Raw genomic sequence first — 22281 nt, forward strand, 5'->3', positions numbered from 1 at the left:
GAAGGCGGGTCAGGCCCCACACGGTCATGAAGGCGATGTCGGTCGCATCGCGCCCGGCGGTCACGACCGCGATCTCGCCCGCCGATCCCATGCCGGTCGCGTCGACCAAGCGCCACGCGCCGTCGAGCCACAGTTCCGCGACCGCATGGAAATCGGGCGGGTCGACGCCGGGGGCATAGGCCGCGACGCACCGCGCCGGGATTTCCGCCGCACGCGCCAGCGCGACGACGAGGTGCGCGTAATCGCGGCATACGCCCCGGCGCGACGCGAAGGTGTCGAGCGCCGTGGTCGTGCCCTCGCTGGCCCCCATCTGGTAGCGCAGCGCGCCTGCGGTCCAGTCCACCAAGGCTTGTGCCAGCGCACCGCCGGTCAGGCCCGCGAATTCACTGTCGACGAACCCCTCGAGCCGGTCCGACTGACAATAGCGGCTGGGCAGCAGGTACGGCACCAGCGCGCCGGGCAGCAGGCGCGGCGGCGTCGCGCCTAGCGTGGTCAGGTCGATATCGGAGCGCAGGATCCGGACTTCCGCCTCGTACTGTGCCCGGAACTGCCCCTCGCCGCGGCCCCAGCAGCGTTGGCCGATGCCGTCCTCGCCCACCGCCGCGGCGATGGGGTGATCGGACCAGACCGTCAGTTCCGATCGCTCCAGCACCTGCTCGGCGGTCTTCGCAACCTCGACCTGCAACAGCACGTCCGCCGCCGCGTCGAACCAGTAATCCAGCTCCACCGAAATCCCGAGCCGCATCCCACTATTCCCCCGTCACGTGCACAACCCGTCAGGCGCACAAAAAAGAGGCCCGGCGGTGTGTGCCGCCGGGCCTCCCCGATTCGCTATCTCAAGCTATCAGTCGCGGCCGGAGCCGAACAGACGCAGGATGAAGAGGAACATGTTGATGAAGTCAAGATACAGGCTCAGCGCCGACATGATCACGACCTTGCCCACCATGTCGGTGCCCTGCACCTGATAGTAGAGGCTCTTCGTACGCTGCGTGTCATAGGCCGTCAGGCCGGCGAACAGCAGGACGCCGACGAAGCTGATGACCAGACCCAGCGGGCCGGACTGCACGAACATGTTGATGACGCTGGCGACGAGCAGGCCGACGACACCCATGATGAGGAACGTGCCGAACGCCGACAGGTCCTTCTTCGTGGTGTAGCCGTACAGGCTGACCGCGGCGAAGCCCGCGGAGGTCGCGAAGAACGCCTGCGCGATCGCAACCGGGCTATACTGCAGGAAGATCGTCGACAGCGACAAGCCCATCAGCACCGCGAAGCCCCAGAACATCGCCTGAAGCGTGCCCGTGCTCATCCGGCTCTGGCCGAAGCTCATGCCGAATACGATCGCGAGCGGCGCGAACATGATGACGTACTTCAGCGGCCCGGGCTGCATGAACACGGCCTCCGCATAGCCGCTCATCGCGAACAGCAACGCCACGACGCCCGTCAGCAGGACTCCGGACGTCATGTAGTTGTAGACAGACAGCATATAGGACCGAAGACCCGCGTCGTAGGCCGCGTCACGCGGACGTGCCGCGCCTGCGCCGAACGAGGTCGCAGTCGGTCTGGGATCGGACCAGTTGGCCATTTGAATGTAGCTCCTTCGTACCGGCAAGGGGCCGGCCACCCGCATCATATCGGCAATGTTCGGTCCGACTTCAAGCATGAAGAAAATGTCATAAAAGATCGTGTATCGCCATAACGCACGTGGCGGCGCTACGGTCCATCGCGCTACAGCAACGCCTATGATTCGCCTGTTCGTCGCCCTGCGTCCGCCCCTTGCGATCCGGGAGGCGCTGTTCGATCTCATGGACGGCGTGCGGGCGGCCCGGTGGCAGGATGACGAGCAGCTTCACCTGACCCTGCGCTTCGTCGGCGAGGTCGAGCGTCCGCAGGCGGAGGACCTCGCCGCCGCGCTGTCGCGCATCGCCGCGCCGGTACCGGAGGTGGCGCTGGCCGGGGTTGGCAGCTTCGGCAAGGGCAACCGGCCCGATGCGCTATGGGCCGGCATCGCTCCCGCCGCGCCGCTGATCGCACTGCACGCCAAGGTGGAACGCGCATGCGTCATGGCCGGCCTGCCGCCGGAACGCCGCGCGTATCGGCCGCATATCACCGTCGCGCGGCTGCCCCGGTCCGCGAGCGGCGATGGCGACGTTGCCCTTTGGCTGGCGCAGCATGCAGGCCTGACCAGCGAGCCGTTCTCGCTGCCGCACATCGGGCTGTATCGCAGTCATCTGGGACGTGAGCGGGCAAGCTACGAACTGGTGGCGCGCTGGCCGCTCGGAACCCGCGACGCGGCTGCTGGTTGGCCTTCCACGGAATAGAGGGAGAATGACGATGCGGACCACCCTGGTGATGATGACGGCCGGCGCGGCGATGCTGGTGGGCCTGTCCGGCTGCGCGACCGACAAGGCGGAGATGGGCACGGTGACGCCGGGTGGCGGAACCGCGGTCGCCAGCCTGCGTACCGCGACCAACGCCGATGCCGGCCGCGCAACCGCGACGGAGGTCGAGGGCGGCCTGCGCGTCTCGCTCGACGCCAGCGCGCTGCCGCCGGGCACGCACGGCGCGCACATCCACATGGTCGGCCGCTGCGACGCGCCGGACTTCACGACCGCCGGCGGTCACTGGAACCCGACATCGAAGCAGCATGGCACGATGAACCCGGCGGGTCCGCACGAAGGCGACCTCCCGAACCTGATCGTCGGCACGGATGGTCGTGGCACGCTGGCGATCACGATCCCCGGTGCGACGATGGCCGGGCTGCTCGATGCGGACGGCAGCGCGATGGTGGTGCATGCCAGTGCCGACGATCTGCGCACCGACCCCTCGGGCAACAGCGGCGGGCGCATCGCCTGCGGCGTCTTCCAGGCGGGGTAAAACCTAACCTCACAATTCACGTCATCCCGGCATTCGCCGGGGTGACGTTTAAGCTCAGATCACCTCGCCCACCGCCCGTGCACGGTCTTCGCGGGTGGCTTCGGCGCGGGGGACGAGCCGATAGGCCATGATCGCCGCGGCGATGGTAATCGGCGCGCTGAGCATCAGCGACAGCATGCCGGTCGACAGGCTGCCTGAAAGGCTCGATACCCGCCCCGCCAGATACGGCCCGAGCGCCAACCCCAGCAACGTCGTGCCAATGAAGAACGTCGCCGTCGCGGTACCGCGCATTCGCGGCAGCACCAGGTCCTGCGTCGTCGCGGCCGCCGCGCCCAATGCAGTCGCCGCGCAGACCTGACCGATGAACAACATCGGGTAGAGCAGCCACGTCGACGACGCGGTGAACGCGGTCGCCATGAACGGCAACGGCGCGATCGCCCCGAAGATCACGACGATCAGCCGCCCCGCCGGATTGGTCCGCCGCAGCCGGTCCGCAACGATCCCGCCGAGCGTCACGCCCAGGAACCCGCCGAGCGCGCCGCTCGCACCGATAAAGAACCCCGCCTCCGCCGGCGCGGCGTGCAGCACGCGCAGCGCATAGGGCGCAGCCCAGAAGCTGGCGGCATAGGCGAGGAACGCGTTCAATCCGTATGCAACGACCGTCAGCACGAATGCCGGCGTCGCGACGATCAGGGCGAACGTCGCCGCGTCGCGTCGCCGCAACGCACAGCCCCAGGAGAAGACGGCATAGGCGCCGATCCCGACTGCGGTCCATTGCGGCCACGGCTCGCCCGCGCCGATCAGGCCCAGTACGACGGCCACGGTGATGCCCGCCGCCAGCAGGTTCATCGCAAGGGCGCGCGCCCCGCCCATCGCCGCGCCGATCAGCGTCAGCGGCGGGATGATCGTGACCAGCTCTCGCCCGAACTCCGCGAACGGTGCCGGATGCTTGGGCGGCGGCGGCAGACCCTCGACCGCGCCGCGGATCGGTTCCTTCAAGGTCGCGATCCACAGCGCGACGATGAGGCCGGGAAGCCCGACGGCCATGAACGCCGCCTGCCACCCGACCAGCCCCAGCGGCCCGCCGCCCGGATAGGCGCGGTTCCAGTTCTGGACGATCAGCCCGCCGATGAAGAGCGACACGCCACCACCGACGTAGAGGCCCGCCGAATAGATCGACAGCGCCGTCGCGCGCAGCCGCTTCGGAAACCAGTCGGAGATCAGCGAATAGGCGGAAGGGCTCGCCGTGGCCTCACCGATGCCGACGCCGATTCGCGCCGCCGCGAGATGCCCGCCACTGCGCGACAGGCCGGACAGCGCGGTCATCGTCGACCACAGGGCCAGGCCGATCACCATCAGCCGTCCGCGATGCCAATTGTCCGCCAGCCGCCCGAGGGGGATGCCGAACAGCGAGTAGAAGACACCGAATGCGGTGCCGTAGAGGAACCCAAGATCCTCATCGGCGAGGTGCAGGTCGCGCTTGATATCCTCCGCCAGGATCGAAATGATCTGACGGTCCACGAAGTTCAGGACGTAGACGAGAAACAGGATGCCGAGCACATACCAGGCGTAGCCGGACGCCTGCGCATCACCCCGCTCGGGAACCGTTTCGGCCATCACCCTCTCCTTATCGGAAAGGAAGGTATCAGAGGTTTCGAAGGTCGCCTACCGCTTTTCGGCGAATGGGTATGGTCAGCGCCGCGCCAGTTGCGCACGGCGTCCGACGCCCTGCTCCAGCCGGGCGATCAGGCCGTCGAGCGTCGAGGCGCGGTCGCCCGCGGCTGGCGACGGTGCGACCGTCACCTCCGGCATCGGCAATATGAAGGTTTCGATGCGCTCCTCCTCCGCCTTCTCCTCCTCCAGCGTCTCCACGGCGGGCAGCGCGATCGGGGCGACGGGGCGGACGGGCTCCAGCGGCTCGTCGAGGATCGCGCCGGGGTGGAATGCGGCGAGCGGCTGTTCGAGGTCGGCGGGGATCGGCTGCTCGACCGGAGGTGGCGGCGGCGCGATTCGCGGAGTGGGGGGAGATGGCGGCGTCCCGAGCTCCTCCGCCGACAAGGGGCGCCGCGTCGGCGCGTCCGGGTGCGTATCGGCACGGCGAGCGGTCGGCACGTCGCTCATGCCGCCGAACCGCACCGGCTTGGGCGCGAGGAACCCGCCCGGCCCCCAGATCAGGTACAGCGCCGACCAACTGACCGCACCGGCCAGCGCCGCGCCACCCAGCAGGATCAGCGCACGCGCGGTCAGCCCCAGCGGCGGCTTCGCCAGCGGCAGCAACTGCGCCAGACCGCTCGCGTCCACCGCCGCCTCCAGCCGCCAATCCGGCAGGATCAGGAAGAAGATCGCGGTCAGCGCCGCCGCCATGATCGCGCCGATCGTCGGGATCATGCCGGTCGAGAGGCGGCGGCCGGTCATGTGCGGGCGGGGTAAGCGGACCATCGGGACTTCCTGTTCGCGGCCTCGACCAGCCGCTGGTAAACGGTGTCGTAACGGCAAATATTTGACGACCAGTTACGCTCCTGCTCGACAAAGGCGCGTCCCCTCACCCGCCGCGTCTCCCATCCGGAGCGATCCGCGAGCAATCCGGCCAGCGCCGTCGCGATCGCCGCGGGATCGTCCGCCGCGAACAGCGTGCCGGTATCGCCGTCGCGAATCAGCTCGCGGTGGCCGCCGACATCGGAGGCCGCGACCAGCCGCCCCTGCGCCATCGCCTCCAGCGGCTTCAGCGGCGTGACCAGTTCGGTGAGCCGCATCGCCTTGCGCGGGTACGCCAGGACATCGACCAGCGAGTAGTAGCGCTCCACCTCCGCATGCGGGACGCGGCCGACGAAACGGATGCGCTCCGCCACCGGCGACGCCGCCGCCTGCGCTCGCAACGCAGCCTCCGCCGGGCCGCCGCCGACCAGCAGCAGGGTCGCACGCGGCCGCGCGGCGACCAGCGCCGGCATCGCCGCGATCAGGTCGTCCAACCCTTCATAGGGGTAGAAGCTGCCGATGAAGCCGATGACCTCGTCGTCGATCAGGCCTAGCGTCGCGGCGAGCGCGGCGTCTCGCGGGGCGGGGGTGCCGAACAGGGTCAGGTCGACACCGTTGGGCGACACCATGATCTTGTCCGCCGCGACCCCGCGTTCGATCAGGTCGCCGCGCAACCCTTCGCAGATCACTGCGACCGCATCGGCGCGATCGACCACGAAGCGTTCCAGCGTCCGCGTCGCCCGGTATTTCAGCGAGCCTTCTGTGCCGGTGCCGTTCCCGACCGCCGCATCCTCCCAGAAGGCGCGTATCTCGTAGAGCAGCGGCAAACCGTGCCGCCGCGCCACATGCCACGCCGCCAGCCCGTCGAGCGCCGGCGAATGCGCGTGGAGGATGTCCGGTAGAAAATGGGTCACGGCAGCGGCGATGCGCGTCGCGAAGCGAGCGATTCCGGTGATCTCGCCGACCAGCCCGCGCGGCGTGCCGTCGCCCGACGTGCGGTGAAAGGTCAGCCCGTCGACCGGCTCGATCCCGCCTGCGGACGCGCCCTGCCGCGGTCCGGTAACCGCCGCCACGACATGCCCCGCCGCCGCCTGCGCGGTGAGGATCGCCCGCGTGCGAAACGTATAACCGCTCTGCAAAGGTAGCCCGTGGTCGAGGATGTGAAGGATACGCATGGTCGCCGCTTGGCACGGACGCGCTTAAGGTTGCGCTAACCGGGGGGGGCGGGCTGACGCTGACTCTCACCCTCCCGTCGCTACGCTCATCCTTTTCTCTCCCAAGGGGAGAGGGACCGTAGACTACCCTCCTCCCACGGAGATGGGGTCAAGGCAACGGTTCCACCGCGCGCTTAACCCGCCTTCAACTCCCGCGCCCCTACACGCGTCCGGAGGGCACCCCCGCCCCCACCCACTCGCCGCTGCGCGGCTCCCTCCCTCTCAGGGAAGGGATCGAGACACAGGAGCGCGACCGGATGATCGACAATTTCGCGCTCGGCGTCACACATGGCCTGTTGATGCTCGCGGCGTGGCTGCTCCTGAAGCGGCCCGATCTCGACCGCGAGTCGCGTGCCGGCGATCAGCCTGCGACCAAGCCGGGACGCCGTCCGCGTGCGTGATCTCGCGTTCATCGCCTTTCTCGCGGCGCTGATGGGGATGGGGCTGCGGCGACCATTCCTGCTCGTGCTCGTCTACGTCTATATCGACATCGTCGCGCCGCAGCGACTGACCTATTATCTGTTGAACGCGATCCCGATTTCGCTCGTGTCGGTGGTGCTCGCGGTCGGGGCGTTCGCGCTGGCGGACGACAAGCGGGACAGCCGTTTCGCCCCGCGACAGGGCATGATCGTGCTGCTGCTGATCTATTGCTGGCTGACGACGATGGCCGCTGATTTCCCGGTGGAGGCGCAGGACAAATGGGGCTGGGTGTGGAAGGCGCTGGCGTTCGCTGCGTTCCTGCCGTCGACGTTGCGCACCCGGCTGCGGATCGAGGCGCTGCTGCTGTTCATGGTCGTCTCCGCCGCGTCGATCATCATCGTCGGCGGCGTCAAGACGCTCGTCTCGGGTGGCGGCTACGGTCAGTTGAACCTGATGGTCGACAACAACAGCGGCCTATACGAGGGGTCGACGATCTCCACCGTCGCGGTCGCGATCGTGCCGGTGATCTTCTGGCTGATGAGATACGGCACGATCTTTCGGCCGGACTGGCGCGTGAGGATTTTCGGCCTCGCGCTGGTGTTCGCGTGCCTGCTGATCCCGGTCGGCACGTCGACACGCACCGGCCTGCTCTGCATCGGCCTCGTCGCAGCGCTGTCGCTGCGCACCGTGAAGCGCAAGGCGACCTATCTGGCGGCGATCGGCGTGCTCGGCCTCGTCGCCGTACCGTTCCTGCCGTCGGCGTTCACCGAACGCATGGGCACGATCCAGAACCATCAGGCCGACGCCTCCGCCAGCACGCGGCTCGCGGTGTGGGCATGGACGTGGGAATTCGCGAAGACGCATCCCTTCGGCGGCGGGTTCGAGGCGTATCGCCAGAACCGCATCCGGCTCGAACTGGTGAACACGTCCGGCGGCAACTCGACGGAAACCGAGCAGACCGATCAGGGGCGCGCGTGGCACAGCGCCTATTTCGAAATGCTGGGCGAACAGGGCTATCCCGGCCTAGCGCTGTGGCTGACGATCAACCTCGCGGGACTGTTCCGGATGGAGGTGCTGCGCCGCCGGTATCGCACGGGTGACGAGGCGTGGGCCGGGTCGCTCGCCGCCGCGCTTCAGACCGGGCATATGGTGTACCTGCTCGGCGCGGGGTTCATCGCCATCGCGTTCCAGCCGTTCGTGTACATGCTGATCGGCGCGCAGGTCGGGCTCGACACCTATACCGCGCGTCGCCGGGCGGAGGCGACGTGCCGTCGCGTGCGCCCTGCCCGCGCCACGCCGCCGCTGCCGGCATGACGGAGATCCGCGCGCTGACCGGCGCCCGCGGCCTGGCGGCGTGGCTGGTCGTGCTGTTCCACATCCGCGGATCGATCGCAGGGGTGCCGGCGGGCCTCATTCGCGTGCTCGACAAGGGCTATCTGGCGGTCGATTTCTTCTTCCTGCTGTCCGGCTTCGTCATCTGGCTGGCGTGGCATGAGCGGCTACGGGATCGGCGCGCGATCCCGGCCTTCCTGCTCAAGCGGGTGCTGCGCGTGTGGCCGCTGCATGCGGTGATGCTGGCGGCTTTGGTCACGATCGTCGCCGCGCAGGGCGTGCTCGGGCACCCCGTGGGGGCGCAGTTCCCCTATCGCGACCTGCCGCTGCATCTGTTGCTGACGCAGGATTGGGGGCTGGTGCCGCCGACGACGTGGAACGTGCCCGCCTGGTCGATCAGCGCCGAGCTGGTCGCATATGCGCTCTTCCCGTTGCTGGTGCTCACCATCGATTGGCGGCGGTGTCCGACGCCGGTGGTGCTGCTCGGCGTGGCCGTACCGCTAGCGGCACTCGCTTGGGCGATGCGCGGGGAAACGATGCTGGGGCAGGATATCGCCGGCTTCGGCGTCCTGCGCTGCGTGACCGAGTTCGCGGCCGGGACCGCGGTGGGCGCATTATGGCTGCGCTGGCGTGGCGACGTGTCGGCGCGGTGGCCGATGCTCGCGGCGGCGGTCGGCGGGGTCGCGCTGGCAATCGGGGCACCGGAGGTCGTCGACGCGCCGGCCACGCTCGCGGCGCTCCTTCTGGCGCTGGCGCTCGGTGCGGGAACGCCGGGGCATGTGCTGGAGGGGCGAACGGTGCATTGGCTCGGCACGATCAGCTATGCGACCTACCTGTCGCATTACGTGCTCTGGCACGCCTTCAAGCTGGTGGCCGTCCGCAACGTTGCCGACGTCCCGCCGCTGTCGATCGCCATATTCCTTGCGCTGGTACTGGCCGCGTCGGCTTGCCTGTACACCTATGTGGAGGTTCCGGCGCAGCGCTGGCGTGGAGTGCGCGGCTGGTCTCCGCGATCCTCCCCGGCACGGGGAGGTGGCGCGCCGCAGGCGTAACGGAGGGGCAACCACGAACCGTTCGGCCTGTGGATGCCCCTCCGGCGCATTCGCGCCACCTCCCCTGAAGAGGGGAGGATCAAGGGTGCTTTTACTCCGCAGGCTCGTCCGCCAGCTCCTCGACCAGCGCCGCGATGATCGCCCGGTTGAACGCAGGAATATCGTCCGGCTTGCGGCTGGTGATCAGGTTGCCGTCGACCACGACCTCCTCGTCCACCACGTCGCCGCCGGCATTCTCCAGATCGGTGCGGATCGACGGATAGCTGGTCAGCCGGCGGCCATCGATCACGTCCGCCTCCGCCAGCAGCCACGGGCCGTGACAGATCGCCGCAACGATCTTGTCGTCCTCCATGAACTCCGCGACGATCTCGACCGCTCGGTCCTCCTGCCGCAGCTTGTCGGGATTGCAGGTGCCGCCCGGCAGCACCAGCGCGTCGTAATCGTCGGTATCCACCTCATCCAGCGTCAGGTCCGGCGTCGCCGTCTCCGCCTTGTTCAGGTCCTGCTCCATGCCCTGGATCGGGTCCGTCTTGATCGAGGCCAGCGTCACCGTCGCCCCGGCGGCCTCCAGTGCCTTTTTCGGCTCGAACAATTCCACCGTCTCGAAACCGTCGGCGGCCAGCATCAGCACGCGCGCCTTGGAAAGATCTGCCATCGGATGAACTCCTGTCGAGGTGGGAGCCGCCTCAACCCCCGCCTCACGGCCTCGTTCCGGAACGAAGCGACGAGTCCATGCATTGCCCGGACAAGAAGCGACCGGAGCATCAATGGCGACCCGCATAGTCTATTCCGATGACTCGAAGCCCGGCATCACGCGCCGTAAGGTGCGGAACGGATGGGCTTATTACGATGCGGGCGGTGACCGCATCACCGACCGCAACGAGATCGACCGGCTGAACGCGATCGGCCTGCCCCCCGCCTACAGAGACGCATGGTTCAACCCCAGGGCGAACGGCCATATCCAGGCCGTCGGCTGGGACGAGAAGGGCCGCAAGCAATACCGTTACCACACCGGCTTCCGCGAGGCGCAGGAGGCGGCCAAGTACGAGAAGTGCGCCGATTTTGGCCATTGCCTGCCGGCGATCCGCAAGAAGGTCGAGGCGGACCTGAACAAGCGTTCGCTCTCCCGCGACCGCGCCGTCGCCGCGGTCGTGCGGCTGCTGGATGTCGGTCACCTTCGCGTCGGCAATGAGGCGTACGTCGCCAGCAACGAGAGCTTTGGCGCGACCACGCTGCGCAAGCGTCATGGCGAGGTGAAGGGGCATACGCTCCGCCTTCGCTTCAAGGGCAAATCGGGCAAGGAACGCGACATGAAGGTCGCCGACCGCGCGCTCGCGTCGGCGGTCAAGAAGATGCAGGACCTCGACGAACAGCATCTGTTTGCCTGGGTCGACGACAAGGGCGAGGCGCATCCGGTCACCTCGTCCGACGTCAACGACTATATCCGCGAGGCGACCGGCCACGATTTCACCGCCAAGCATTTCCGCACCTGGTGCGCGAGCGTCTGCGCGTTCGAGGCTCTGGCCTCCGCCGAGCGGGACCTGAGCCTGAAGTCGCTGCTGGAGCCCGTCGTCGCAAAGCTGGGCAATACGCCCGCCATCGCGCGTAAGAGCTATGTCCACCCGTCGCTGATCGACCTCGTTAAAAAGGGTCAGTCGGCGTTTCGCAAGGCCACGCGCCTCCCCCGTGCCAAACGCTATCTGACGCGCGAGGAGCGCGGCCTGATCGCGTTCCTCGAAGCCGGCACGCCCACCACCTGAGTAAGTTCGCCATGTCCAAATCCCCCGCCGCCAACGCGCAGGAGCCGCTGTTCGACGCCTCCGGTTTCGCCACTCAGACGAGCGGACTGTTCACCGCCAGCCGGGAGTGGTTGCAGCATCACTGGCTCCAGATCCTGATCGCCTTCGCCATCGGGGCGATCATCGTCATCGTCCTTCACGCGGCCCGCCGCCTCGCCGGCAAGCTGGCGGTGCGCGATCCGGAAGGCCGCGCCGGCTGGGGCTCGATCATCGGCCGCGCGCTGGTGAAGACCAGCAACTTCTTCATCATCATGCTCGCCGCCAAACTCGTCGCGGGCTACGCGGGCGCACCGTCCCAGGTATCGAGCACGATCAACTTCCTGTGGACGATCGCCTCCGTCTTCCAGGCGGCGGCGTGGGTACGGGAGATCGCGCTGGGCGCGATCGAGCATCGTACCCAGTCGGCGCATTACTCGGGCGAGGCGCTGCTATCCGCGATGGGCCTGATCCGGGTCCTCATCACGTTCGCGCTGTTCGCGATCGCGCTGGTGGTGGTGCTCGACAATCTGGGGGTCAACGTCACTGGCCTCGTTGCGGGGCTTGGCGTCGGCGGTATCGCCATCGGTCTGGCGGCGCAGGGTATCTTCGGCGACCTGTTCGCGGCGCTGGCGATCATCTTCGACCGACCGTTCCGGCGCGGCGACAAGGTCCAGTACGACCAGACCGTCGGCGTGATCGAGTCGATCGGGCTGAAATCGACCCGCATCCGCTCGTTCGGCGGCGAAATGCGCGTCATCAGCAACCGGCAACTGCTCGACAAGGAGATCCAGAACATCTCCAACCGCGATCACGTCCGCGTCACCCTGACGATCGGCGTCGCGTACGAAACCCCGCCGGAAAAGCTGGAGGCGCTGCCCGACCTGCTGAAGGCCGTCTTCGAAGACGCCGGCGGCAAGGTTGCACGCGCCAGCTTCGAAACCTTCGGCGCGTCCAGCCTCGACTTCATCGTCCAGTTCGACGTGCCCGGCGACGACTGGCCCACCGCCCACGCGACCCGCAACAAAGCGCTGGTGCTGCTGATGCGCCGCTTCGCCGAACAGGGCATCGTCATCCCCTATCCCACCCAGACCACCTACACCGCCGCGCCCGACGGTACGCTGGTCATGCCCTATGCGGTGCAGAAGACCGAAGGTTAGGGCGGCCTGATTTCACCGTCATGCCGTGCTCGTCCCGGCACGGCGGACGATCCTATTGCTCTTCCACCAGAACCGTCATCGTCAACGGCGCCTGTCCGGAGCGGGTGATGCCGACCGTCGTCGCCTTCCCGATCTGTCCGGTCACTTGGGGAGACGCCACGCGCATCAGCTTGCCTCCGCTCCGAAGCGACAGGTCGGATGCGACCAGTCTCGCGTCTTCCCGACCGCCCGGCACGCGGGACAGCGTTGATCGCAGCGCAAACGCCCCGCTGCCCACCGTGCCGGTTCCCCCGTCGGCGATGATGATATGCGGTCTGCCGATGACGCGGTTTCCATCGACGATCTCGTATTTGATGACGAATGTCCGTGCATCCGATTGAGCTTGTTGAGCAACCGACCCGGTCCCGACGATTAGACACAGCATCGTGACGACCATCGATCGCATGATTTCAGCACCCCTTTATTCATAAGGCATACATCTATTCTCTGGTTACGGAGCGGCGGCAAGACAATTGCATTCGCGTGCTATTGCCCTCCCGGACAACGAAGCTGCGTCGCTGGTTAGGGTATCCCGGATACGCGCGGCACGATCGACGGGTTGCACGCCGTTGCCCCCGGAACATAAGCGGTTCAATTCCCCGCCAACCCGCACTAAACAGCACCTCAGATGCTGACCGCCCTTTCCATCCGCGACGTCGTGCTGATCGAAGCGCTGGACCTCGATTTCGGGCCGGGGCTCGGCGTGCTGACCGGCGAGACGGGCGCGGGCAAGTCGATCCTGCTCGATGCGCTCGGCCTCGCGCTCGGTGGACGCGGCGACAGCGGTCTGGTGCGGCACGGCGCGGCGCAGGCGGTGGTGACCGCCAGTTTCGAGCCCCCCGCCGCCGATCTCGCCGCATTGCTCGACGGCAACGGTGTCGAGGTGGAGCCGGGCGAGCCGCTGCTGATCCGCCGCATCGTGAAGGCGGACGGCGGCAGCCGCGCCTTCGTCAACAACCAGCCTGCATCCGCGACCCTGCTGCGCGAGATCGCGCCGCGCTTGGTCGAGATCCACGGCCAGCACGACGATCGCGGCCTGCTCAATCCCCGCGGCCACCGCGCGCTGCTCGATGCGTTCGGCCGGGTCGACATCGCCGACGCCGGCCGCGCCTGGAGCGCCTATCGCGAGGCGGAGTCCGCGCTGGCTGCCGCGCGTGCGGAGATCGAGACGGCGGCCCGCGACCGCGAGTGGCTGGAACATGCGGTCGGCGAACTGCGCACTCTCGCTCCCGAGCCCGGCGAGGAGGAGGCGCTCGCCGACAAGCGCCGGTCGATGCAGCGCGCGGAGAAGGTGGCGGACGACCTCGCCGCGATCGACGCGCATCTGGAGGGTTCGGACGGCGGCCTCGCGAAGCTGCGTCAGGCCGCCCGCGTGCTGGAGCGGGTCGCCGCCGACCATCCCGCCCTCGCCGAGGCACTGGCCGCGGTCGATCGCGCCGTGACGGAGGCGGACGCCGCCGAGGACAGCCTGCGCGAGGCCCGCACGGCGCTGTCGTACGATCCCCGCGCGCTGGAGGATGACGAGACGCGTCTGTTCGAACTGCGCGCCATGGCCCGCAAGCATCGCGTCCAGCCCGACGATCTCGCCGCCCTGGCCGACGACCTCGCCGCTCGGCTGGAGCGGCTGGAGGCGGGCGAAGGCGGCATCGCCAAGTTGCAGGCGACGGTGAAGACCGCGCACGCCGCCTATGACGCCGCCGCCGCAATTGTGTCCGATCAGCGCCGTGCCGCCGCCACGCGGCTCGACGTGGCGGTCGCGAACGAACTCGCGTCGCTGAAGCTGGACGCTGCGCGCTTCAAGACCGTCGTCGCGGAAGTTGCCGCCGAGGGCTGGTCCGCCGCCGGCCGCGACCGCGTGGAGTTCGAAATTTCGACCAACCCCGGCGCGCCCTTCGCACCGCTGACCAAGATCGCATCGGGCGGCGAGCTGTCCCGCTTCATCCTCGCGCTGAAGGTCGCGCTGGCTGAAACGGGCGGCGCGGCGACGATGGTGTTCGATGAGATCGATCGCGGCGTCGGTGGCGCGGTCGCCTCCGCGATCGGCGAGCGGCTGGCGCGGCTGGCGGAAAGTACGCAGTTGCTGGTCGTCACGCACAGCCCGCAGGTCGCGGCGCGAGGTGCCGCGCATCTGCTGATCGCCAAATCGTCGGACGGCACCGTCACCCGCACCGGCGTCCGCCATCTGGACGAGGACGATCGGCGTGAGGAGATCGCGCGCATGCTGTCCGGCGCGACGATCACCGACGAGGCGCGCGCGCAGGCCGACCGTCTGCTGGAAACCGCATGACCCCGGCGCAGCGCCGTGAAGGCCGGGTTGCGCTGGCCATGCTCCCGGTCGGCGGAATGCTGACGATCGGATCGGGATTGGCCGCGATCGGTTTCGTCGTAACGATGCTGCTCGGGCTTTACTGGGCGGCGATGTCGGGCAGCGGCTGGCGCTACGTCGCGTGACTGGCGGCGGGTGCGGTCGTTGCGGTCCGCAACACCATCGTCTCGATCGAGATCATGAGCGCCTTCGTCTGGCGGCCTGTTTTGTCCGTGCTGCTGCTATGGACGCTGGTCCTGCTCGCATGGCCGGGCTGGCTGCTTTAGGCGAACGCGCATGGACCCGTTGCCTGATTCGCCTGAGGCCGCCGCCGCCGAACTCGCTGCCCTCGCTGCCGAGATCGGCCTTCATTCGTCGCTCTATCACACCGACGATGCGCCCGAGATCAGCGACAGCGAATATGACGCGCTCGTCCGCCGCAACACCGCGATCGAGGCGGCCTATCCCGACCTGATCCGCGCCGACAGCCCGTCGAAGCAGGTCGGTGCCGCCCCCGCCGCGCACCTCGCCAAGGTCGCGCATGCGCGGCCGATGACCAGCCTCGACAACGCCTTCAACGACGAGGAGGTCGAAGAATTCGTCGCGCGCATCCGCCGCTTCCTGAAGCTGCCCAACGACAAACCCGTCGCGTTGACCGCCGAGCCCAAGATCGACGGCCTGTCCTGCTCGCTGCGCTACGAAGGCGGCGCACTGGTGCAGGCGCTGACCCGCGGCGACGGTGCGGTCGGCGAAGACGTGACCGCCAACGTCCTGACGATCGCCGACATTCCCCGCCGCCTCCCCGCCGACGCCCCCGCGATCTTCGAGGTCCGCGGCGAAGTCTATATGGACAAGGCCGCGTTCGCCGCGCTGAACGCCCGCCTGCTCGCCGAAGCGGAGACGACGGGCAAGGAGGCGCGCCAGTTCGCCAACCCGCGCAACGCCGCCGCCGGATCGCTGCGCCAGAAGGACGCCACCGTTACCGCCAGCCGCCCGCTGCGCTTCTTCGCACATGGCTGGGGCGAAGCGAGCGCAGTGCCGGGCGAGACGCAGCACGCGCTCGTTGAAACGCTGCGCCGCTGGGGCTTCCCGATCGCCGACGGGTTCGCACTGGCGGAAGACGTCACCGCCGCCCTCGCCGTGTACCGCGCGATCGAGACGACGCGCGCCGACCTGCCGTTCGACATCGACGGCGTCGTCTACAAGGTCGATCGCCTCGACTGGCAGGCGCGACTCGGTATCGTCGGGCGCACACCGCGTTGGGGCTTGGCGCACAAATTCCCCGCCGAGCGCGCGCAGACCACGCTGGAGCGGATCGACATCCAGGTCGGCCGCACCGGCGCGCTGACCCCTGTCGCGCGGCTCGAACCCGTGACCGTTGGGGGTGTCGTCGTGACCAACGCCACGCTGCACAACGCGGACGAGATCGCGCGGCTGGGCGTGCGCGAGGGCGACCGCGTCGTCCTGCAACGCGCCGGCGATGTCATCCCGCAGATCGTCGAGAACCTGACGCCCGACGCCGACCGCGCTCCCTACACCTTTCCCACAACCTGCCCCGCCTGCGGCTCCGCCGCCGATCGCGAGGAGGGCGAGGTCGTCTATCGCTGCACCGGCGGCCTGATCTGCCCGGCGCAACGCGTGGAGCGGTTGAGCCATTTCGTCTCCCGTCACGCGTTCGACATCACCGGCCTTGGCCAGACCCTGATCGAGGCGTTCTTCGCGGACGGCCTGATCCAGTCGCCAGCCGACATCTTCCGCCTTACCGAGGAGCAACTCGCCGCCCGCAAGAAGGACGGCCGGCTCTGGTCGCGCAAGCTGATCGAGGCGATCGACGCCAAGCGCAGCGTTCCACTGGACCGCGTCCTGTTCGCGCTCGGCATCCGCCATATCGGCGAGGTCACCGCACGCGATCTCGCCCGCCGCTACCGCACCGCCGCGGCGCTCGGCGCGATGCTCCGCTCCGCCGTGGCGCTGCGCCGCGCGACCCAGCCGCAGATCGGCGAGCCGGAACGCAAGTTCGTGCTGCGCCGCGACCGCCTGCTCGTCGCGCACATCGACACCGCCGGCATCGGCCCCGAAGTCGCCCACGCGCTGATCGGTTTCTGCGCGGAGGCGCATAACCGCACGGTCGTATTCGACCTACTGCGTCAGGTCCGGCCCGCCGACGTGGTCCACGAGACGCGCACCTCCGAAGTGTCCGGCCTAACCGTCGTCTTCACCGGCACGCTGGAGACGATGAGTCGCGACGAAGCCAAGGCGCAGGCCGAATCGCTCGGTGCCCATGTCGCGGGCTCGGTATCGAAAAAGACCGACATCGTCGTGGCCGGCCCCGGTGCCGGATCGAAACTGAAGAAGGCGGAGGATCTCGGCATCCGCGTCATGACCGAGGCGGAATGGGCGGAGGTCGTTTCCGCTACGGATTGAGCCGCCGCACGGGTCAGCAGCGTTGCCGTTTTGCAACGCAGCACGACAGAATTATCAAAGCCTTGGAACCATCTCGCATCTGTCACCGAAGCGTCATAATCGTGCCGCAGGGCGCGGATCGAAGCGGCAGTGACCGCCGACCGGAGCGTTGGGCTCAAGGGGACAATAGATGCGAACGAAGCTTTATTGCAGCGTGGCCTTTGCCGCGCTCATGATTCCGGCTGGCGCAATGGCGCAGTCGACCGGCACCGTCGAAGCCGAAGAGGGCGAAATCGTCGTTACCGGCAGCCGTGGCCCCGTCACCATCGACGGCATCCAGATTCCTGAAACTCCGAAGGCTCGCGCCGTGTTGACGCAGGAGCTGATCGAGCGCCGCGCGCCCGGCCAGACGATCCTCGACACGATCAACCTTATTCCGGGTGTCAGCTTCACCAACTCCGACGCTTACGGCGGCTCGGGCGGGCAGATCCGTATCCGCGGCTTTGATGGCAATCGCATCGCGCTGACCTTCGACGGCATTCCGCTGAACGACTCCGGCAACTACGCGATCTATTCCAACCAGCAGCTCGATCCCGAGCTGATCGAGCAGGTCAACGTCAACTTCGGCTCGGCCGACGTCGACTCTCCCACGGCCGCCGCATCGGGTGGCACGGTCAACTATCGCTCGCTGATCCCCACTGACGAGTTGCACGCCGCGGCAGTATACTCGCGCGGCACCAACGACATGAACCGCGCCTTCGTCATGCTGAACACGGGTCAGTTCACCTCTTTCGGCACCAAAGCGTGGCTGTCCGCCTCGACGCAGAAGTACGACCAGTTCCGCGGTCCGGGTACGATCTACAAGCAGCAGTATAACGGCAAGATCTACCAGCCGATCGGCAACAACGGCGACTTCGTGGCAATCGCTGCGCATTACAACCAGAACCGCAGCTACTTCTATTCGAACCCGACTTTCGCCAACATCCGGACGCGCGTCGCGGGTGCCGGTGCCACGATCCCGACGACCGGATCGGCGGCCAACCCCTATACGCTCGATCTGAGCAACAACGAATATGATTACGTGTTCGACGACACGTCCAGCACCTATCGCTACGATTACGCCTGCGACCTCCAGTCGCAGCCGGGCGGCACCGGTTCGCAGACTGATCGCAACAGCTGCAACAACATCTACACGACGGCCTTCAACCCGTCGAACACCGGCAACGTCCGTCTGAACTCCCGCTTCGAAGTCACCGACAAGCTCCTCTTCACGCTCGACGGCGCATTCTCGTTCACGCGTGCGAACGGCGGCGGCTCGGCGTTGCTGGCCGAAACGGACGCCAGCGCCACGAGCGCGAACGGCACCTATGCACAGCAATATGCACAGACATCGGGACGCCTCGGCGCCGGCATTGCGCCCGGAGTCGACATCAACGGTGACGGTGACCGTTCGGACTTCGTGCGCGTCTACTTCCCGTCGAACACGCGCACCCGCCGCTACACGGCGATCGCCGGCCTGCGGTACCAGATCAACGACGATCATCTGGTTCGCATAGCCTATACGTGGGACAGCGCCCGCCACCGCCAGACCGGCGAAGCGTCGCTGCTGACCAACGAGGGTCGTCCGCAATCGCCGTTCAGCTCGCTGGACGACGGCACGACGCCCGTTCTCGATGCCGCCGGCAACGTGTTCCAGAAGCGCAACCGCTTGTCCTATGCGATCCTGCATCAGGTCTCGGCGGAGTATCGCGGCGGCTTCTTCGACGACACGTTCAAGGTGGCGCTGGGCGTCCGCGCTCCGTTCTTCCGTCGCAACCTGAACAACTATTGCTACACGATCGCCGGCCAGTCGAGCGACGCCTACTGCACGTCGCAGACCGCGGCACAGGTCGCGGCCTTCGACACCGCCAACAACAGCGTGTCGCTGGGCGCGCCGTACACGCGCCGCATCAAGACCTATAATGCGGTGCTGCCGAACGTCGGCTTCACCTTCAACGCGACGCCGGCGATCAGCATGTTCGGCAGCTATTCGAAAGGCCTGTCGCTGCCGCGCACCGACAACCTTTACGGCTTCGACGACGTGTCCATCTCGCCCGTCTCGGCGGTCGATCCGGAGAAGACCGACTCGTTCGATCTCGGTCTGCGCTACACCAACCGCCTCATCCAGGCGCAGGTCGCCGGCTGGTACGTCCGTTTCAAGAACCGGATCATCAGCTCGCAGACGCTGCTCGACGGCAATCAGACGATCAACGTCGACCGCAACGTGGGTGACGTGAAGAGCCACGGCGTCGACGCCAGCCTGGCGATCAAGCCGGTCCGCTGGTTGTCGCTCTATGGTTTCGGCTCCTACACGATCGCTCGCCTCCAGGAGGATGCGACGGACCCGTTGACCGGTCGTGTCCTCGTCCCGACCGCCGGCAAGTTCGTGGTCGAGACGCCGAAGTGGCAGTATGGCGGTCGCGCGCAGCTCAACCTCAATCCGGTCTCGGTCGGTGTTCAGGCGAAGCGCACCGGCGACCGCTGGGTTACCGACGTCAACGACCTGAAGGCGGCTGGCTACACGCTCGTCGATCTGGACGCGCGCCTCGACCTCGGCTTCGCCGGGCTGGACCGCACGTTCCTTCAGCTCAACGTGAGCAACCTGCTAAAGGAGCGCTACTTCGGCAACCTGTCGACGGTGTCGAACGCGTTCCCCTACACACAGGGCACGGTGACCACGAACGCAGGCGGTCCGCGCCTGACCTTCGGCGCGCCGCGCACGTTCATCGGCTCGATCCACTTCGAGTTCTGATCCGCACCGACGCCTGAACGGGGCCGCCGCGAACCTTCGGGATCGCGGCGGCCCCTATATCGGGAATCACCGTGGGGTCAGCTATTACCAATATTGCTGGCATTCACCGATGAACGAACCCCAAAGATACCATCCAGCTTCAGACAGGTACGGCTTGGTACAAACCTCGGACCACCTCCTCGTCGCCTCCGTCTCAGCTGTAAGCATTGTGCTTGCTCCCGCTGAAGCAAAAGACAGTCCGGTAAAAGCGATTGCCGCCACGTATTTAAATTTTTTCATCAGACGCCGATCTATATGTGGGAACGTATTTTCCCCGTAAAAATGGTACGGTTATCGCCGTAGGTTGGAAAGCGTTTCCTTGGCAGGCGCTTGAGCGGCCTCGTAGCGAAATGTAGCTAGGCGCAGCTTTGCGCGATTTAGATAGGCGGTGTAGAAGCCGGCGGGTGGCATCGCTAACCGCCCCCTCCGCCGGCCGGACCATCAACGTCCGCCCCTTTTTCGAGAACAAGGCCCGCGCCTTCTGGATGCTTCAGGCAGTGGGCTGGGGCGGGTATCTGTTGCTGCGCGGCGTATCGGCCAGCTTTAACGGCTTTCAGCTTCAGATCATCATCCCGATCATCGTCGAGGCGATCGTCGGCTACTGTATTACGTTGCTGCTCTCGACCTTCTACGGCGCCTATCGTCACCTGCCGCGGATCACCAGCGTACCGCTTAGCATCATCACGCTGCTGGCAGGAGTGGCCCTCTATTCGACGCTGCAAGCCTTCACCTGGTCGTTCATCCAGACTGCGACGGCGTCGATCGATGTCACCCGCGTGCTGGGCTACAGCTTCCTGTACTTCACGGTGCTCGCCGGCTGGTCCGCGCTATATTACGCGATCAACTTCTTCCTGATCCTCGAAGAGCAGATCGACGAATTGCGCGCGCTGGAGCTACAGGCTTCGTCGGCGCAGCTGGCGATGCTGCGCTACCAGCTGAACCCGCATTTCCTGTTCAACACGCTCAATTCCATCTCCACGCTCGTCCTGCTGAAACAGACCGAGCGGGCGAATGCGATGCTGTCGCGCCTGTCGTCCTTCCTCCGCTACACGCTGGCGAACGAACCGACCGCGCACGTCACCATCGCGCAGGAGGTCGAGCAACTGAAGCTGTATCTCGAGATCGAGAAGATGCGGTTCGAGGATCGACTGCGTCCGAAGTTCGACATCGATCCCCGCGCCGAGCGCGGTCGCCTGCCCTCGCTGCTGCTGCAACCGCTGGTCGAAAACGCGATCAAATATGCGGTGACCCCGCAGGAGGAAGGCGCGGAAATCTGCGTCACGGTGCGGCTCGCCGGGGAACGGGTGCAGATCGGCGTATCCGATACCGGCCCCGGCTTGCATGAGGCGCGGATCAGTCCAAGCCTTTCAACCGGTGTCGGGCTCACCAATATACGGGAACGTCTGGTTCAGGCTTACGGCCCGGATCAGCGTTTCGAGACGCGCTCGACGCCCGCCGGCGGTTTCTCGGTCGAGATCGAGATTCCGTACCAGCTGGAAGACGTGAATAGAGAGGCCGCATGACCATTCGCACCATCCTCGTCGACGACGAGCCCCTTGCCATTCAGGGGCTGGAGCTTCGCCTCCAGGCTTTCGACGATGTGGAGATCGTCGAGAAGTGCATGAACGGGCGCGAAGCGATCCGCGCCATCAAGACCCACAAACCCGACCTCGTCTTCCTCGACATCCAGATGCCCGGCTTCGACGGCTTCTCCGTCGTTCAGGGCCTGATGGAGGTCGAGCCGCCGTTGTTCGTGTTCGTCACCGCCTATAGCGACCATGCCCTGCGCGCGTTCGAGGCACAGGCGGTCGATTACCTGATGAAGCCGGTGGAGGAGAGCCGCCTCGCCGACACGCTCGACCGGGTCCGCCAGCGCCTGTCGGAAAAGCGCGGCGCGGAAGAGGTCGACCGGTTGAAGGAAGTGCTCGCCGAACATGCACCCGAAGCCGCCGCGGCGGCCGACATTACCGACGGCGGCAGTGCCGATCTGGCGTCGAACCGGTTCGAAAAGCTCATCAACATCAAGGATCGCGGTCAGATCTTCCGCGTCGACGTCGACACGATCGAGCGCATCGACGCCGCCGGCGATTACATGTGCATCTACACCGGCGACAACACGCTGATCCTGCGCGAGACGATGAAGGACCTGGAAAAGCGCCTCGACCCGCGCCGTTTCCAGCGCGTCCACCGCTCGACGATCGTCAACCTCGACCTGGTCAAGCAGGTAAAGCCCCACACGAACGGCGAATGTTTCCTGGTCCTCGGCTCCGGCGCACAGGTAAAGGTCAGCCGCAGCTACCGCGACGTGGTGGCGCGCTTCGTCCACTAGGCTGGCGGCGGTCAGGCTCTACCTGGCCTTCCGGTCGCCTGCTCGTCCATTCCAGCATCTTCGCCCCGGA

The 22281-nt window shown here is 66.9% G+C and carries 20 protein-coding genes; 13 read left to right on the forward strand and 7 right to left on the reverse strand.

Annotation, left to right across the window (positions count from 1 at the left end; all coding sequences use genetic code 11):
* On the reverse strand, positions 1-745 hold a 745-nt coding region (locus ILT43_RS13340; RefSeq protein ID WP_204199474.1), incomplete at its 3' end, for a transglutaminase-like domain-containing protein.
* A gap of 99 nt (positions 746-844) precedes the next feature.
* On the reverse strand, positions 845-1585 hold the full coding sequence (locus ILT43_RS13345; RefSeq protein ID WP_204199475.1) for a Bax inhibitor-1/YccA family protein: 741 nt from the start codon (positions 1583-1585) through the stop codon (positions 845-847).
* Positions 1586-1742: 157 nt separating this feature from the next.
* Here ILT43_RS13345 and thpR point away from each other — a divergent pair, with 157 nt between their 5' ends.
* Together thpR and ILT43_RS13355 are read left to right on the forward strand one after the other, a co-directional pair.
* The gene (thpR, locus tag ILT43_RS13350) at positions 1743-2321 is read left to right on the forward strand and encodes an RNA 2',3'-cyclic phosphodiesterase (protein ID WP_204199476.1); all 579 of its coding nucleotides are present in this window, start codon (positions 1743-1745) and stop codon (positions 2319-2321) included.
* Between the two features lie 13 nt (positions 2322-2334).
* Positions 2335-2877, forward strand: a complete 543-nt coding sequence (locus ILT43_RS13355; RefSeq protein WP_204199477.1) for a superoxide dismutase family protein — start codon at positions 2335-2337, stop codon at positions 2875-2877.
* A 54-nt stretch (positions 2878-2931) separates the two neighbouring features.
* Here the strand turns inward: ILT43_RS13355 and ILT43_RS13360 are convergent, their stop codons facing one another.
* The 3 genes from ILT43_RS13360 to ILT43_RS13370 form a co-directional block, all read right to left on the reverse strand.
* Positions 2932-4494 (reverse strand): spinster family MFS transporter, encoded by a 1563-nt coding sequence (locus tag ILT43_RS13360; protein WP_204199478.1) that lies wholly within the window; start codon positions 4492-4494, stop codon positions 2932-2934.
* 75 nt (positions 4495-4569) lie between these two features.
* Positions 4570-5316 (reverse strand): hypothetical protein, encoded by a 747-nt coding sequence (locus tag ILT43_RS13365; protein ID WP_204199479.1) that lies wholly within the window; start codon positions 5314-5316, stop codon positions 4570-4572.
* A complete protein-coding gene (locus ILT43_RS13370; protein ID WP_204199480.1) occupies positions 5289-6527 on the reverse strand; it encodes a TIGR04063 family PEP-CTERM/XrtA system glycosyltransferase in 1239 nt (412 codons plus the stop codon). The genes ILT43_RS13365 and ILT43_RS13370 overlap by 28 nt, the downstream gene beginning before the upstream one ends.
* Before the next feature lie 296 nt (positions 6528-6823).
* Between ILT43_RS13370 and ILT43_RS13375 the strand changes: the two genes are divergently transcribed.
* The 3 genes from ILT43_RS13375 to ILT43_RS13385 are packed head-to-tail and all read left to right on the forward strand — an operon-like array spanning position 6824 to position 9370.
* The gene (locus tag ILT43_RS13375; protein WP_204199481.1) at positions 6824-6967 is read left to right on the forward strand and encodes a hypothetical protein; all 144 of its coding nucleotides are present in this window, start codon (positions 6824-6826) and stop codon (positions 6965-6967) included.
* Positions 6960-8300 carry a putative O-glycosylation ligase, exosortase A system-associated gene (locus ILT43_RS13380; protein ID WP_204199482.1) on the forward strand — a complete coding sequence of 447 codons (1341 nt, stop codon included), beginning with the start codon at positions 6960-6962 and terminating at the stop codon, positions 8298-8300. The genes ILT43_RS13375 and ILT43_RS13380 overlap by 8 nt, the downstream gene beginning before the upstream one ends.
* Positions 8252-9370, forward strand: coding sequence for an acyltransferase family protein (locus ILT43_RS13385; RefSeq protein WP_204199483.1), 1119 nt, complete (start codon positions 8252-8254; stop codon positions 9368-9370). Before ILT43_RS13380 ends, ILT43_RS13385 begins: the two co-directional genes overlap by 49 nt.
* A gap of 91 nt (positions 9371-9461) precedes the next feature.
* Here the strand turns inward: ILT43_RS13385 and ILT43_RS13390 are convergent, their stop codons facing one another.
* Entirely contained in the window at positions 9462-10025 is a 564-nt protein-coding gene (locus ILT43_RS13390; protein WP_211534529.1) for a type 1 glutamine amidotransferase domain-containing protein, read from the reverse strand.
* Between the two features lie 112 nt (positions 10026-10137).
* On the opposite strand from ILT43_RS13390, the gene ILT43_RS13395 reads away from it, so the two are divergent.
* Both ILT43_RS13395 and ILT43_RS13400 read left to right on the forward strand, forming a co-directional pair.
* Positions 10138-11130 carry a DNA topoisomerase IB gene (locus ILT43_RS13395; RefSeq protein ID WP_204199484.1) on the forward strand — a complete coding sequence of 331 codons (993 nt, stop codon included), beginning with the start codon at positions 10138-10140 and terminating at the stop codon, positions 11128-11130.
* Between the two features lie 11 nt (positions 11131-11141).
* The gene (locus tag ILT43_RS13400) at positions 11142-12305 is read left to right on the forward strand and encodes a mechanosensitive ion channel family protein (RefSeq protein WP_204199485.1); all 1164 of its coding nucleotides are present in this window, start codon (positions 11142-11144) and stop codon (positions 12303-12305) included.
* Positions 12306-12357: 52 nt separating this feature from the next.
* On the opposite strand, the gene ILT43_RS13405 is transcribed toward ILT43_RS13400, so the two are convergent.
* Entirely contained in the window at positions 12358-12750 is a 393-nt protein-coding gene (locus ILT43_RS13405; protein ID WP_204199486.1) for a hypothetical protein, read from the reverse strand.
* 222 nt (positions 12751-12972) lie between these two features.
* Here ILT43_RS13405 and recN point away from each other — a divergent pair, with 222 nt between their 5' ends.
* The 6 genes from recN to ILT43_RS13435 all read left to right on the forward strand — a co-directional run bounded on the left by recN (position 12973) and on the right by ILT43_RS13435 (position 22211).
* Positions 12973-14631, forward strand: coding sequence for a DNA repair protein RecN (recN, locus tag ILT43_RS13410; RefSeq protein ID WP_204199487.1), 1659 nt, complete (start codon positions 12973-12975; stop codon positions 14629-14631).
* The gene (locus ILT43_RS13415; RefSeq protein ID WP_204199488.1) at positions 14628-14795 is read left to right on the forward strand and encodes a hypothetical protein; all 168 of its coding nucleotides are present in this window, start codon (positions 14628-14630) and stop codon (positions 14793-14795) included. Before recN ends, ILT43_RS13415 begins: the two co-directional genes overlap by 4 nt.
* A gap of 151 nt (positions 14796-14946) precedes the next feature.
* The gene (gene ligA / locus ILT43_RS13420; RefSeq protein ID WP_204199489.1) at positions 14947-17073 is read left to right on the forward strand and encodes an NAD-dependent DNA ligase LigA; all 2127 of its coding nucleotides are present in this window, start codon (positions 14947-14949) and stop codon (positions 17071-17073) included.
* Between the two features lie 169 nt (positions 17074-17242).
* Complete coding sequence (locus tag ILT43_RS13425; protein ID WP_204199490.1) at positions 17243-19843, forward strand: TonB-dependent receptor; 2601 nt, start codon at positions 17243-17245, stop codon at positions 19841-19843.
* Between the two features lie 524 nt (positions 19844-20367).
* Positions 20368-21405 (forward strand): sensor histidine kinase, encoded by a 1038-nt coding sequence (locus ILT43_RS13430; RefSeq protein WP_239474816.1) that lies wholly within the window; start codon positions 20368-20370, stop codon positions 21403-21405.
* A complete protein-coding gene (locus ILT43_RS13435; protein WP_204199492.1) occupies positions 21402-22211 on the forward strand; it encodes a LytR/AlgR family response regulator transcription factor in 810 nt (269 codons plus the stop codon). The genes ILT43_RS13430 and ILT43_RS13435 overlap by 4 nt, the downstream gene beginning before the upstream one ends.
* Positions 22212-22281 lie beyond the last annotated feature (70 nt).

The organism is Sphingomonas longa (assembly GCF_016892685.1).
In the GTDB taxonomy this organism is placed as follows: domain Bacteria; phylum Pseudomonadota; class Alphaproteobacteria; order Sphingomonadales; family Sphingomonadaceae; genus Sphingomonas; species Sphingomonas longa.

Coding starts and splice junctions, on each gene's coding strand:
- ILT43_RS13405 (WP_204199486.1), bottom strand. CDS start 12,750: ATGCGATCGATGGTCGTCACGATGCTGTGTCTAATCGTCGGGACCGGG.
- ILT43_RS13365 (WP_204199479.1), bottom strand. CDS start 5,316: ATGGTCCGCTTACCCCGCCCGCACATGACCGGCCGCCGCCTCTCGACC.
- ILT43_RS13400 (WP_204199485.1), top strand. CDS start 11,142: ATGTCCAAATCCCCCGCCGCCAACGCGCAGGAGCCGCTGTTCGACGCC.
- thpR (WP_204199476.1), top strand. CDS start 1,743: ATGATTCGCCTGTTCGTCGCCCTGCGTCCGCCCCTTGCGATCCGGGAG.
- ILT43_RS13360 (WP_204199478.1), bottom strand. CDS start 4,494: ATGGCCGAAACGGTTCCCGAGCGGGGTGATGCGCAGGCGTCCGGCTAC.
- ligA (WP_204199489.1), top strand. CDS start 14,947: ATGGACCCGTTGCCTGATTCGCCTGAGGCCGCCGCCGCCGAACTCGCT.
- ILT43_RS13395 (WP_204199484.1), top strand. CDS start 10,138: ATGGCGACCCGCATAGTCTATTCCGATGACTCGAAGCCCGGCATCACG.
- ILT43_RS13370 (WP_204199480.1), bottom strand. CDS start 6,527: ATGCGTATCCTTCACATCCTCGACCACGGGCTACCTTTGCAGAGCGGT.
- ILT43_RS13435 (WP_204199492.1), top strand. CDS start 21,402: ATGACCATTCGCACCATCCTCGTCGACGACGAGCCCCTTGCCATTCAG.
- ILT43_RS13425 (WP_204199490.1), top strand. CDS start 17,243: ATGCGAACGAAGCTTTATTGCAGCGTGGCCTTTGCCGCGCTCATGATT.
- ILT43_RS13345 (WP_204199475.1), bottom strand. CDS start 1,585: ATGGCCAACTGGTCCGATCCCAGACCGACTGCGACCTCGTTCGGCGCA.
- ILT43_RS13430 (WP_239474816.1), top strand. CDS start 20,368: ATGCTTCAGGCAGTGGGCTGGGGCGGGTATCTGTTGCTGCGCGGCGTA.
- ILT43_RS13355 (WP_204199477.1), top strand. CDS start 2,335: ATGCGGACCACCCTGGTGATGATGACGGCCGGCGCGGCGATGCTGGTG.
- recN (WP_204199487.1), top strand. CDS start 12,973: ATGCTGACCGCCCTTTCCATCCGCGACGTCGTGCTGATCGAAGCGCTG.
- ILT43_RS13375 (WP_204199481.1), top strand. CDS start 6,824: ATGATCGACAATTTCGCGCTCGGCGTCACACATGGCCTGTTGATGCTC.
- ILT43_RS13415 (WP_204199488.1), top strand. CDS start 14,628: ATGACCCCGGCGCAGCGCCGTGAAGGCCGGGTTGCGCTGGCCATGCTC.
- ILT43_RS13390 (WP_211534529.1), bottom strand. CDS start 10,025: ATGGCAGATCTTTCCAAGGCGCGCGTGCTGATGCTGGCCGCCGACGGT.